The sequence below is a fragment of the Pseudomonas sp. UBA6315 genome (genome assembly GCF_002438125.1).
Taxonomy (GTDB): Bacteria; Pseudomonadota; Gammaproteobacteria; order Pseudomonadales; family Pseudomonadaceae; genus Aquipseudomonas; species Aquipseudomonas faucium.
This window is the reverse complement of record NZ_DJTF01000166.1, coordinates 60,013-72,683: the sequence shown is the minus strand read 5'-3', so window position 1 is coordinate 72,683 and position 12,671 is coordinate 60,013. Positions and strand designations below refer to the sequence as shown.

Here is a 12,671-nt window from a genome sequence, read left to right as displayed (position 1 = left end):
GCTCCTGCTTACTCGTTGCCGTCGGCGGCGGGGACGGCGGCCTCGCGACCGAATTCCTTGCCCAGGGTTTTCAGCTTCTCGGTGTTCTGCAGCACGTCCATCAGCAGCTCTTCGAGCTTGTCGTTGCCGCCCATCTTGTTGCGCAGGTCAGCCAGCTTGTTGCGCACTTCCAGCAGCTTGCGCAGCGGCTCGACCTGCTTGACCACGTTCTGCGGCTCGAAGTCTTCCATGCTGTTGAAGTTCAGCTCCACGCCCAGTTGGGTGCCGTTCTTGGCCAGGGTGTTGTCGACGCGGTAGGTCAGGCGCGGCTTGATGCCCTTGAGCACGCCGTTGAAGTTGTCGCGGTCGATGAACACGAACTTGCGGTCCTTGAGCTTGGGCAAGGGCTCCAGCGGGTTGCCGGAGAAATCCCCCAGCACGCCGACGACGAAGGGCAGTTCCTTTTTCTCGATCGCATCGCCGATGTCCACGTCGTAGGTGATGTGGACCCGCGGCGCGCGAACGCGGTCGAGTTTGTGCTGGGTACTTTCCTTCTTCGCCATCGTGATCTCCAATGCGAGCAATTCGCTGCGAAACTTGGCGCGGCCCGGTAGCGGGCCGCGCGTTACAGTCCTTCGATCGTCAGCAGCAGGCGCTGACGGATTTCGTCGTTCATTTCCAGGATGTTGTCGCGGCCCACCAGCTCTTCGAAACTGGTGTTGCCGGCAATCTGCGTGCTGCTGCGGATGACCGAATCGTCCGGAAGCTCCGAACGCACCGGCGCGCTGATGACGCAGAACGGCAGGTCGCCCAGGCCCTTGAGGCGCTCGAAGCTCAGGCCGAAGCGCAGGCCTTCGAACAGCCGGCCAAGGCCGGGCGACTTGCTCAGGCAGTAGAACAGCACCAGGTAGTGCACCACGAAGCGGTACAGCTCGGCGCTGCTGCGATTGGGGTCGTTGATGACGCTGCGAAAGCGCGCCAGCTCGAAGCCCTGGAAGCCCACCACCCAGCGCACTGGGCTGGTGATACGGATGACCTGGCCGCTTTCGGCCAGCACCTTGTCGTATTCGAGGGGGAACAATTCGGGGGTGGTGCTGATGAGGTTGAGCGGCACGTCCAGCTCGCTCACCAGCTGGAAAGGGGAGGCTGAGCCGATGCGCTCGTAGAGTTCGATAAGCGACTGGAAGTGGCCCTGGGTTTCGCGCCCGCTGCTGCGTTGCGCGCCCTGCAGGTATTCGCCGAACAGCGTTTGCGGACGGATCAGCGGGGCCACGGTGGCGAGGTAATCCGACGCCTGCGCCTTGAGCGCATCGGAAATAGCCCGCGTCTGGCCACGCAGCCTGATCAGTGCTTCGACATCGAATGTCTGGGTCATTGGTGCATCGTCCATGAAGCTTGCTGTTCGTCCATGTTGCGCCTTGCGCACCGACCTGAAATCGCGGTGCTGGCACATGAATATCGTGTTGCCAGTAATGTCGTGTAGGGCAGCTCGTCGTAGGAGAAGTTCCAGCGACGGCGGCGATTTTTTCCTTGTTTTGTGAACGGGTGCAATGGTGTCGCATTGCTATCGATTGATGGTTGAGGGCGCGGAAAATAGGCGATTGGCCCCGGAGGGAGTGGGTTTTGCGCGGGAAGAGTGAGCGCTGGATTCACCTCAAAATTATTTTTGAAAAAGTGAATCGCGTCGCATTTTTTGCCCGATGAACGGGTGTGTTTTCGGCTGGGCAATTGGCCATTAAATGATGGCAATGCGACGGAATACGGCGCGCCAGAGGCCTTGTAGGAGCGGATTTATCCGCGATGAAAACAACCCCGCACATGAGTAGTGCTTCACCCTGGACCGCGGATCAATCCGCCAGCAAAGACTATGAAACCCTTCCCTCTACAACGCAGTTCCACTACGTGGAACCACATTCCATTGTGCTCCCACCCCCACTCGCGCTTATCTGTCCCCAACCACGACCTGCCTTTTCCCCGTCGTGATCTCAAGCGAACAACAAAAAACGGGACCCACCCGCGCGAGGAGATTCCCCATGTCGCAGCATCAGCACATCCTGGCCTGGCTCAATGACGTGGCCAGCGACCTGCACGCCATCCGCCACGATATCCACGCCCACCCCGAACTCGGTTTCGAAGAAAGCCGCACCTCAGCCCTGGTCGCGTCCTTGCTGCAGCAGTGGGGCTATGAAGTGCACACCGGCATCGGCAAGACCGGTGTGGTCGGTGTGCTGCGCAATGGCAGCAGCCCACGCAAGCTGGGCCTGCGCGCCGACATGGACGCGCTGCCGATCATCGAGGCCACCGGCGCCGCATACAGCAGCCGCCACCAGGGCTGCATGCACGCCTGCGGCCACGACGGGCACACCACCATGCTGCTGGGCGCGGCGCGCTACCTGGCGGCGACGCGGCAGTTCGATGGCACGCTGACGCTGATCTTCCAGCCGGCCGAGGAGGGCCAGGGCGGGGCAGAGGCGATGCTGGCCGATGGCTTGCTGGAGCGCTTCCCCTGCGATGCGCTGTTCGGCATGCACAACATGCCGGGGCTGCCGGCGGGGCACCTGGGCTTTCGCGAGGGGCCGATGATGGCGTCGCAGGACTTGCTCACGGTGACCATCGACGGCGTCGGCGGGCATGGCTCGATGCCGCACCTGACGGTCGACCCGCTGGTGGCGGCGGCCAGTGTGGTGATGGCGCTGCAGACGGTGGTGGCGCGCAATATCGATGCCCAGGAGGCGGCGGTGGTGACGGTCGGGGCGCTGCAGGCGGGGGAGGCGGCCAACGTCATTCCGCAACAGGCGCTGCTGCGCCTGAGCCTGCGTGCGCTGGATGCGAAAGTGCGGGCGCAGACGCTGGAGCGGGTGCGGGCAATCATCACCCAGCAGGCCGAGAGCTTTGGCTGCACCAGCACCATCGAGCACCGCCCGGCCTACCCGGTGCTGGTCAACCATGCTGCGGAAAACGCCTTTGCCACCCAGGTCGGGGTCGAACTGCTCGGCGCCGAGGCGGTGGATGGCAACACCCGCAAGCTGATGGGCAGCGAGGACTTCGCCTGGATGCTGCAGCGCTGCCCGGGCGCTTACCTGTTCATCGGCAACGGTGAAAAACGGCCGATGGTGCACAACCCTGCCTACGACTTCAACGACGACATCCTGCTGACCGGCGCGGCCTACTGGGGCGCGTTGGCGGAACGCTGGCTCGCGCCGGCCTGACCTTCCTGTATTGACCACTGCCGCTGGAACCTGGGCGCGACCGCGCCTGGGCGATCACTTGAACGTTGCTGGCCAACCGAAATGGAGTGTTCCGCATGCAGATTTCCAATACAGGCGCGTCGCGTACCCGGCAAGTGGTCGCGGCCGTCATCGGCAATGCCCTGGAGTGGTACGACTTCATCGTGTACGGCTTCCTGGCGAGCATCATCGCCCGCCAGTTCTTCCCCTCCGACGACGAATACGCTTCGCTGCTGATGGCCCTGGCCACCTTCGGCGTGGGCTTTTTCATGCGCCCGGTGGGCGGCGTGCTGCTGGGCGTGTATGCCGACCGCAAGGGGCGCAAGGCGGCGATGCAGCTGATCATTCGGCTGATGACCGTGTCCATCGCGATGATCGCCTTCGCCCCCAGCTACCTGGCCATCGGCATGGGCGCGCCGCTGCTGATCGTGGTGGCGCGCATGCTGCAGGGCTTTGCCACCGGCGGCGAGTACGCCAGCGCCACGGCGTTTCTGGTGGAGAGTGCGCCGGCCCATCGCAAGGGGCTGTATGGCTCGTGGCAGCTGGTGGGGCAATGCCTGGCGGTGTTCTCGGGGGCGGCGATGGTCGCGCTGGTGACCCACCTGTGCACGCCCGAGGCTTTGGACAGCTGGGGCTGGCGGATTCCGTTCGTGCTCGGCTTGCTGATCGGGCCGGTGGGGCTGTGGATTCGCAAGCACATGGAAGAGCCCGAGGAGTTTCTCGAAGCGCGCAAGCAGGCCAAGGGCGAGGCGCCCGGGCTGCTGCAGGTGCTGCGTGAACATCGGCGCAGCCTGCTGGTGTCAATGGGCCTGGCCTGTGGCGCGACGGTGTCGTTCTACGTGGTGCTGGTGAACATGCCGACCTTCGCCCACAAGAACCTCGGCCTGCCGCTGGACCAGGTGCTGCTGGTGCAGATGCTCGCCGTGGGCCTGATGACCGTGGTCATCCCGCTGGCTGGCGCGCTGTCGGACCGGCTCGGCCGGCGGCCGGTGCTGATGGCCTTTACCCTGGCGTTTTTCGTGATGGTCTACCCGCTGTACGTGTGGGTGGCGGCGGCGCCGTCGATCGAGCGCCTGCTGGTGATGCAGCTGCTGCTGTGCACGGCCATCGGCGGCTTCTTCGGCCCGGCGCCGACCGCGCTGGCCGAGCAGTTTCCGGTGGCGGTGCGCTCCACCGGCGTGTCGGTGGCCTACAACGTGGCGGTGATGGTGTTCGGCGGTTTTGCGCCGCTGATCGTCACCTGGCTGAGCAAGGTGCTGGGCACGCCGGTGGCGCCGTCGTTCTACGTGCTGTTCGCCTGCCTGCTGACCCTACTGGGCACCTACTGCCTGAAAGAGGCGCCGCGCGCCGCCAAACCCGTTGCCTACAACCTTGGAGTGAAACCGTGAACGCGTTAGCCATCGACCCGATCGTCAGCCTCGACGCCGAGGCGCTGTCCCAGGCGATCAATGCCCGCCAGTATTCCTGCCGCGAAGTGATGCAGGCGTACCTGGCGCAGATCGAGCGGTTTAACCCCAAGGTCAATGCGCTGGTGTCGTTGCGTGATGCCGAGGCGGTGCTGGCCGAGGCCGACGAGCGCGACCGCGAACTGGCGCGCGGCCAGTCACGCGGCTGGATGCACGGCATGCCCCAGGCGATCAAGGACCTGGCCGCCACCGCCGGGCTGCGCACCACCCTGGGCTCGCCCCTGTTCGCCGAGCAGGTGCCGAGCGAGGATGCGATCAGCGTGGCGCGGATGCGTGCGAGCGGGGCGATCATCGTCGGCAAGAGCAACGTGCCGGAGTTCGGCCTGGGCTCGCAGAGCTACAACACGCTGTTCGGTACCACCACCAACGCCTATGACCACAGCCGCGTGGCCGGCGGCAGCAGCGGCGGGGCGGCGGCGGCGCTGGCCATGCGCCTGCTGCCGGTGGCCGACGGCAGCGACATGATGGGCTCGCTGCGCAACCCGGCGGCGTTCAACAACGTCTACGGCCTGCGCCCCTCGCAAGGCCGAGTGCCGTTCGGGCCGACGCCGGAGCTGTTCGTGCAGCAGTTGGCCACTGAAGGCCCGATGGGGCGCAGCGTGCAGGATGTGGCGCGGTTGCTGACCGTGCAGGCCGGGCACGACCCGCGTGTGCCGTTGTCGATCAACGCCGGCCCCATCGATTTCGCGGCGCAGTTGTCGCGCAGCTTCAAGGGCGCGCGGCTGGGCTGGCTGGGCGACTATGACGGCTACCTGGCGATGGACGACGGGGTCATGGCGCTGTGCGAAGCGGCGCTGGCGGATTTTGCCGAGCTGGGCTGCGAGGTCGAGGCCTGCCAGCCCGCCTTCGAGCCGGCGCGCTTGTGGCGCTGCTGGCTCACCCACCGCCACTTCCTGGTGCACGGCAACCTGGGCGCCGCCTATGCCGACCCGGCCAGGCGCGCCTTGCTCAAGCCCGAGGCGCAATGGGAAGTGGAAGGCGGCCTGAGGCTGGGCGCGCAGGACCTGTACCAGGCGTCAGTCGACCGCAGTGCCTGGTACCAGGCATTGGCCAGCTTGTTCGAGCGTTACGATTTTTTGCTGTTGCCAGCGGCCCAGGTGTTTCCTTTCGACGCAGCCGTGCCGTGGCCGCAGGTGGTTGGCGGGCGGGCGATGGACACCTACCACCGCTGGATGGAGGTGGTGATCGGCGCCACCCTGGCCGGCTTGCCGAGCATGAGCGTGCCGGTGGGCTTCAACGCCGCCGGCCTGCCCATGGGCCTGCAGATCATCGGCCCGGCCCAGGCCGACCAGGCCGTGCTGCAGCTGGCCTATGCCCATGAACAGCTGACCCGCTGGGTCGAGCGTTGCCCGCCGAGCGGCCTGCAAGCGCGCTGAAGGCCCTGGCCAGGCCCGTATCTTGCTGGGCATGATGACCATCCACGCACAGACACGGAGGTCAACTTCATGGGCACTCACATCGGTACAGCCTCCGACGGCGGTGGCGTGCGCTCGGTGGAGCGGGCGCTGGCCATCGTCGAGCTGCTGGGCGAGCACCAGGCGCTGGGGCTCGAAGAGCTGCACTACCTGACCACGCTGCCCAAGGCCACGGTGTCGCGCATGCTCGCCACCTTGCAGGAGCAGGGCTGGGTCTACCGTGGCCTGAGCGACCGGCGCTACCGCCTGTGCGCGCGGCGCCTGTTCGGCGACCGCCAGCAGCGTTTCAAGCGCCACCTGGTGGAAAGCGCAGCGCCGCTGTTGCTGGAGTTGAGCGAGCGCACGGGGTTGGTGGCGGACCTTTCGTGCTTTGACGGCGAGCGCCTGGAGGTGATGGAAAGCGCCATTCCCCAAGTGTTGCGCAAGCGCTACCCGAACAACTGCCAGATCGTCGGGCACCACGCCAGCCTGTTTCACTCGGCCATGGGCCGGGCGTGCCTGAAGGAGCTGGCGGTGGATGAGGTGCAGCGGCTGGCGGCCCATGAGCGGGTAGGGGATGAGGGGCTCTTGCGGGATATCGAGGCCGATGCGCACAAGGGTTTCGGGCAGCGCACCGAGGGGTTCTGGGAGTATCCGGTGCGCTTGCCGTTCCTGATCCGGGCGATTGCCCTGCCGGTGCGGGTGGAGGGGCGTCTGGCGGGGAGTATCGCATTGCATTGGCCGCTGGACCAGGCACCGGTGGAGCGGGTGCTCAGCCTGCACCTGAACAGCCTGGCGCAGGCGGTGGGGGATGTGCAGCGGGCGGTGGTGAACTAGCCCCTAAAGCCCAATCGATCCCTGTGGGAGCCGGCTTGCCGGCGATGAGGCCAAAGCAGGCAGACTTGGCTTGCCGGCAATGGCCTCATCGCCGGCAAGCCGGCTCCCACAAGGGAAGGGGGGGAAACTGCAGCCTATGCGGCCATACTGCAATGACCGTCCTGGCAAAAGGCCCCACCCCATGCTGGTCGTCGAACACCTGCAAAAGTCCTTCACCACCGCCCAAGGCACCCTGCCTGTGCTGCGCGGCGTCGACCTGTCCCTGGCCCGCGGCAGCAGCCTGGCGCTGATGGGCGAGTCCGGCAGCGGCAAGAGCACCTTGCTGCACCTGGTCGCCGGCCTCGACCGCGCCGATGGCGGGCGCATCCTGATCGACGGCCAAGCCCTCGACCCGCGCGATGAATCCGCCCTGGCCCGCTGGCGGCGCGAGGGCATCGGCCTGGTGTTCCAGCAATACAACCTCATCAGCAGCCTCGACGTGGCCGCCAACCTGGCCTTCCAGGCCCGCCTGGCCGGGCGCCACGACCCGGCCTGGGCCGCGCACCTGGCGCAGCGGCTGGGGCTGGCCGAGCTGCTGCAGCGCTACCCCGAGCAGTTGTCCGGCGGCCAGCAGCAGCGCCTGGCCATCGGCCGTGCACTGGCCGGAAGGCCCGCGCTGCTGCTCGCCGACGAGCCCACCGGCAGCCTCGATGAGCACAACGGCGACGAGGTGCTGGCGCTGTTGCTGCAACTGGTCGAGGAAGCCGCCAGCACCCTGTTGATGGTCACCCACAGCCAGCGCCTGGCCGCACGCCTGCAGCAGCGCTGCGTGTTGCACCAGGGCCGGGTGCAGGCGGCATGAACAGCCTCGGCCTGGCCCTGCAGGCGCTGTGCAGCCATTGGTGGCGCCACCGCCTGCAGGGCATCAGCATCTTTACCGGGTTGTGCCTGGCCACGGCGCTGTGGGCCGGGGTGCAGGCGCTCAACAGCCAGGCCCGCAACGATTACGCCCAGGCCCGCGCGCTGCTGGCCGGGCCGGCCTACCCGCAACTGCTGGCGCGCAGCGGGCAGCGCTTCGACCAGGCGCTGTACGTGCAGCTGCGCAGGCAAGGCTGGCAGGTGACGCCCGTGCTCGAAGGGCGCTTGCAGGTCGATGCCGGGCATTCGCTCAGGGTGCTGGGCATCGAGCCGCTCAGCCTGCTGCCGGGCATGGCCGTGGCCGGTGCGCAAGCCCAAGCGTTCGACCTGCAAGCCTTCATCGGCCCGCCCGGGCAAACCCTGGTCGGCCCGGATACCTTGCGCCAACTGGGGCGCACCGTGGGCGAGCACGTGCGCACGGCAGAGGGGCAGTTGCTGCCACCCCTGGCGCTGAGTGCAAACCTTGCGCCGGGTGTGCTGGTGGTGGACATCGGCCAGGCCCAGGCGCTGCTCAAGGCGCCGGGCCAACTGTCGCGGCTCGTCACTGAGCGCGAGCAGCCTTTGCCTGCGCAGCTTGCGGCCAGCCTGAAGCTGCAGCCGGCCAGCGACGATGCCGACCTGCAGCGCCTGACCGACAGCTTTCACCTCAACCTCACGGCGCTGGGCCTGCTGGCCTTTGTGGTCGGCCTGTTCATCGCCCATGCGGCCATCGGCCTGGCCCTGGAGCAACGGCGCGGGCTGATGCGTACCCTGCGGGCCTGTGGCGTCAGCCTGCGCACGCTGCTCACGGCCCTGGCCGTGGAACTGGGGTTGTTCGCGCTGCTAGGGGGCTTGGTGGGTGTGTTCGCCGGCTACCTGATCGCCGCCTCGCTGCTGCCCGACTTCGCCTCCAGCCTGCGGGGGCTGTACGGCGCCGAGGTGGCGGGGCAACTGCATCTGCCCTGGCACTGGTGGCTGGCGGGCATGGCCGTGAGCCTGCTGGGGGCGCTGCTGGCCGGCTTCGACAGCCTGCTGCGCGCGGCGCGCCTGCCGCTGTTGGGGCTGGCCCAGCCGCAGGCCTGGCGCCTGGCACAACTGCCGTGGCTGCGGCGCCAGGCCCTGGCGGCCGGCGTGTTGCTGCTTGCAGCCCTGGGCTGCGGCTATTTCGGCAACAGCTTGCCCTACGCGTTCGCCTTGCTTGCCACCTTGCTGCTGGGGGCGGCGCTGTTGTTGCCCGGGCTGCTGGCACTGCTGCTCGCTGGCGCTGCGCGTTTGGCGCGGGCGCCCCTGGCCCAGTGGTTCGTGGCCGACAGCCGGCAACAGCTGCCGGCCCTGAGCCTGGCGTTGATGGCGTTGTTGCTGGCATTGGCAGCCAGCGTCGGGGTGGGCGGGATGACCGAGGGCTTTCGCCGCACCTTCATCGGCTGGCTCGACCAGCGCCTGGCGGCGGATTTGTATGTCACGCCACGGGACAGCGAGCAGGCGCAACGGCTCTACGCCCAGTTGCGCGACGACCCCGCCGTCAGCGCCGTGCTGCCGAGCTGGCGGGTGGAGTGGCGGCTGCAGCACTGGCCGGTGCAGGTGCAAGGGGTGGTCGACCATCCGTTCTACGCACGCCACTGGCCGTTGCTGGCCAGCACGCCGGATGCCTGGGCGCAGCTCGCCTCGGGCCAGGGCGCCATGCTCAGCGAGCAACTGGTGCGGCGCCTGGGCCTTGCCCTGGGCGAGCGCGTGACGTTGCCCGGCGAGCCGCCGCAGGCCATGACGCTGGTGGGCATCTACGCCGACTACGGCAACCCCAAGGGCCATGTACTGGTCAACGCCGACTGGCTGCGTGCCCATGCCCCGGCCGCCAGCCTGGCCGGCCTGAGCGTGCTGGCGCAGCCGGGGCGGGTGGCCGCGCTGGAGCAGCAGCTGCAGCAACGCTTTGCCCTGGAGGACAACCAAATCGTCGAGCAGGCCCAGCTCAAGGCCTGGTCGACGGCGATCTTCAGCCGCACCTTCGCCGTCACCGCCGCCCTGAACAGCCTGACCCTCGGCGTGGCAGCGGTGGCGCTGTTCATCAGCCAGCTCACCCTCGGCCAGCGCCGCCTCGGGCAACTGGCGCCCTTGTGGGCGCTGGGTGTGCCGCGCCGCTGGCTGGGCTGGCTGTGCCTGGGCCAGGCGCTGCTGCTCAGCGCCTTCACCGTGCTCCTGGCGCTGCCCTTGGGCCTGCTGCTGGCCTGGTGCCTGGTGGCGGTGGTGAACGTGCAGGCGTTTGGCTGGCGCTTGCCGTGGCAGGTGTTCCCCGGGCAACTGCTGCAACTGGCGGCGCTGGGCATGCTCACCAGCCTGCTCGCCAGTGCCTGGCCGTTGTGGCAACTGGCGCGATGCCAGCCCCGGCAATTGCTCCGGCAGTTCTCCGATGAAGCGTGAAGCCTGGCTGCTGCTGGCCTGCCTGCTGCTGGCCGGGTGCGACGCGCCTGCGCCGGCGGCCAAGGGCTATGCCGGCCTTGGCAGCGAGGCGGGGGCATTCAGCCAGGTAACGCCCGGCGTGCCGCTGGTGTTCCCCCGCGACCACGGCGCCCATGATGGCTATCGCATCGAATGGTGGTACGTCACCGCCAACCTCGAAGACGCCCAGGGCCGAGCCTGGGGCGCGCAATGGACGCTGTTCCGCTCGGCCCTGCGCCCGGGGCCGGAAACCCACGACTGGCACAGCCCGAACCTGTGGATGGGCCATGCGGCGCTGACCGGGCCAGGCGGCCATCAGGTCGCCGAAACCCTGGCCCGGGGCGGGGTGGGCCAGGCGGGGGTGACGGCCGCGCCGTTTCAGGCCTGGATAGATGACTGGTCACTGCAAGGGGCGCCAGGCGTCGAGCGTTTGCGCATGCGTGCGCGTGGGCAGGGCTTTGCCTACGATCTGCAGTTGGCCAGCGACAAACCGCTGGTGCTGCATGGCCTGCAGGGTTACAGCGAAAAATCCGGCAAGGGCCAGGCGTCGTACTACTACAGCCAGCCGTTCTACCAGGTGACTGGCGAGGTTGAGCGCGCAGGCCAGCGCATTGCCGTCACAGGCCAGGCCTGGCTCGACCGCGAGTGGAGCAGCCAGCCCTTGGCGGCCGGGCAGCGGGGCTGGGACTGGTTCTCCTTGCATCTGCAGGGCGGCGCCAAGCTGATGCTGTTCCAGGTGCGTGAGGACAAGGGCCAAGCCTATCGCGCCGGGACCTGGGTCGATGCCCAGGGGCAGTCGCAGGCGTTGCAGGGTGCGCAGATCGAGCTCACGCCGCTGGCCTGGGCGCGTCAGGCCAATGGCAAGCAGGTGCCCACGCGCTGGCGGGTGCAGGTGCCGTCGCAGCGGGTGGATGTCGAGGTCGAGGCGCTTGAGCCCAAGGCCTGGATGAACACGCGGTTCGCGTACTGGGAAGGGCCGGTGCGGGTGAAGGGGAGTGAGGCGGGGCGGGGGTATCTGGAGATGACGGGGTATTGAGCGTTTGGAGTACAAATGTTCTCTTGGGGTGTTCGAAGGATTGCGAGGCCACCCTAAGCCCTAGTGGGAGCGGGCTTGCCCCGCGAACACCGGCAAAGCCGGTGCCATCCACCGCGCCGCCTGTTTCGCGGGGCAAGCCCGCTCCCACAAGAGTGGATATTGACCTTTGGATCAATGCCCGCCTTTCATCCGCCGCGCCACCAGATAGATACCCAAGCCCACCAGCGCCGCCACCGCGCCAATGTACCCGGTGCTGGTCCACCCCAGCCCGGCACTGATGGCCATGCCTCCAAACCACGGCCCCAGCGCATTGGCCAGGTTGAACGCGGCATGGTTGGACGCCGCCGCCAGGCTCGGCGCCTCATGGGCAATGTCCATCAAACGGATCTGCAACGGCGCCGCCAGCGCAATCATGGTGCCGACCAGCCCGATCCCCAGCAACAGGCTCCACAGCGCCTGGGCCGCGAAGGTGAAGAACAGCAGCACCGCCATCGACCACACCAGCACCATGCCCACCGCGCGGAACTGGTAACGGTCGAACAGCTTGCCCCCGGCAATGTTGCCGATGATGCCGCCCACGCCGAACGCCGCCAGGCCGAACGGGATCCACTGCGGCGCCACCTGGGTCACCTGCAGCATGGTCGGCGCCAGGTAGCTGAACACGCAGAACATGCCGGCAAAGCCGATGGACGCAATGCCCAGCGCCATCCACACCTGGGGCAGGCGGAAGGCCTGCAGCTCCTTGCGCGGGTCGCTGCGGGGTTCATCGTGGGGTTGCGGGACATAGCGCCACACCAGGGCAATGGTGCACAGGGCGATCGCCCCCACCAGCACGAACGCCGAGCGCCAGCCGAAGAACTGCCCGAGGAAGGTGGCGATCGGGTTGCCCAGCAGCATCGCCAGGGTCAGCCCCATCATCACCCGCGCCACGGCGCCCGCGCGCTGGTTGCTCGGCACCATGCTCGAGGCCACCACCGCGGCAATGCCGAAGTACGCCCCGTGGGGCAGGCCGCTGATGAAGCGAAAGGCCACCAGCCCGGCAAAGGACGGCGCAAAGGCCGTGGCCAGGTTGCCGATGGCGTACAGCGCCATCAGCAGCAACAGCAGGTGCTTGCGCAGCAGCTTGGCGCCGAGGATCGCCAGCGCGGGCGCGCCCACCACCACGCCCAGTGCATAGGCGCTGATGGCATGGCCCACCTGCGGCTCGCTCAACTGCAGGTTGCCGGCGATATCGGGCATCAGGCCCATGATCGCGAACTCGCCGGTGCCAATGGCAAAGCTGCCCAAGGCCATGGCCGCTTCCATCTTGCCCACTGCGCCTTTGCTGGCGGCGAGCGGGGGTAATTGCTGAACAGACATCGGGATCCTTACTGAAACTGGCTGAAACGTTCAACGCGCGATGATAGACGACATGCCTGCGCGC

10 protein-coding genes are annotated in these 12,671 nt (G+C 67.6%); 7 read left to right on the top strand and 3 right to left on the bottom strand.

All coding sequences use genetic code 11. The annotated features are described in order from the left end of the window. Positions 1-8: 8 nt before the first annotated feature. Together tssB and B3E94_RS19495 are read right to left on the bottom strand one after the other, a co-directional pair. Positions 9-542, bottom strand: coding sequence for a type VI secretion system contractile sheath small subunit (gene tssB, locus B3E94_RS19500; protein WP_176517277.1), 534 nt, complete (start codon positions 540-542; stop codon positions 9-11). Between the two features lie 62 nt (positions 543-604). Further along, positions 605-1,354 carry a hypothetical protein gene (locus tag B3E94_RS19495; RefSeq protein WP_176517276.1) on the bottom strand — a complete coding sequence of 250 codons (750 nt, stop codon included), beginning with the start codon at positions 1,352-1,354 and terminating at the stop codon, positions 605-607. A gap of 658 nt (positions 1,355-2,012) precedes the next feature. On the opposite strand from B3E94_RS19495, the gene B3E94_RS19490 reads away from it, so the two are divergent. The 7 genes from B3E94_RS19490 (at position 2,013) to B3E94_RS19460 (ending at position 11,248) form a co-directional block, all read left to right on the top strand. Then, a complete protein-coding gene (locus B3E94_RS19490; protein ID WP_286914779.1) occupies positions 2,013-3,188 on the top strand; it encodes a M20 aminoacylase family protein in 1,176 nt (391 codons plus the stop codon). Positions 3,189-3,283: 95 nt separating this feature from the next. Continuing rightward, a complete protein-coding gene (locus B3E94_RS19485; protein WP_176517274.1) occupies positions 3,284-4,594 on the top strand; it encodes a citrate-proton symporter in 1,311 nt (436 codons plus the stop codon). Then, the gene (locus B3E94_RS19480) at positions 4,591-6,048 is read left to right on the top strand and encodes an amidase (protein ID WP_286914777.1); all 1,458 of its coding nucleotides are present in this window, start codon (positions 4,591-4,593) and stop codon (positions 6,046-6,048) included. The genes B3E94_RS19485 and B3E94_RS19480 overlap by 4 nt, the downstream gene beginning before the upstream one ends. A 69-nt stretch (positions 6,049-6,117) precedes the next feature. Continuing rightward, positions 6,118-6,903, top strand: a complete 786-nt coding sequence (locus B3E94_RS19475; protein ID WP_409521153.1) for an IclR family transcriptional regulator — start codon at positions 6,118-6,120, stop codon at positions 6,901-6,903. Positions 6,904-7,084: 181 nt separating this feature from the next. Next, the gene (locus B3E94_RS19470) at positions 7,085-7,744 is read left to right on the top strand and encodes an ABC transporter ATP-binding protein (RefSeq protein WP_286914776.1); all 660 of its coding nucleotides are present in this window, start codon (positions 7,085-7,087) and stop codon (positions 7,742-7,744) included. After that, positions 7,741-10,194: an FtsX-like permease family protein gene (locus B3E94_RS19465; RefSeq protein ID WP_286914775.1), complete on the top strand. Its 2,454-nt coding sequence runs from the start codon at positions 7,741-7,743 to the stop codon at positions 10,192-10,194. The genes B3E94_RS19470 and B3E94_RS19465 overlap by 4 nt, the downstream gene beginning before the upstream one ends. Next, complete coding sequence (locus B3E94_RS19460) at positions 10,184-11,248, top strand: lipocalin-like domain-containing protein (RefSeq protein ID WP_286914774.1); 1,065 nt, start codon at positions 10,184-10,186, stop codon at positions 11,246-11,248. The genes B3E94_RS19465 and B3E94_RS19460 overlap by 11 nt, the downstream gene beginning before the upstream one ends. A gap of 171 nt (positions 11,249-11,419) precedes the next feature. Here B3E94_RS19460 and B3E94_RS19455 read toward each other — a convergent pair whose 3' ends face one another. Further along, the gene (locus B3E94_RS19455; protein WP_286914767.1) at positions 11,420-12,607 is read right to left on the bottom strand and encodes an MFS transporter; all 1,188 of its coding nucleotides are present in this window, start codon (positions 12,605-12,607) and stop codon (positions 11,420-11,422) included. Between the last annotated feature and the right edge of the window lie 64 nt (positions 12,608-12,671).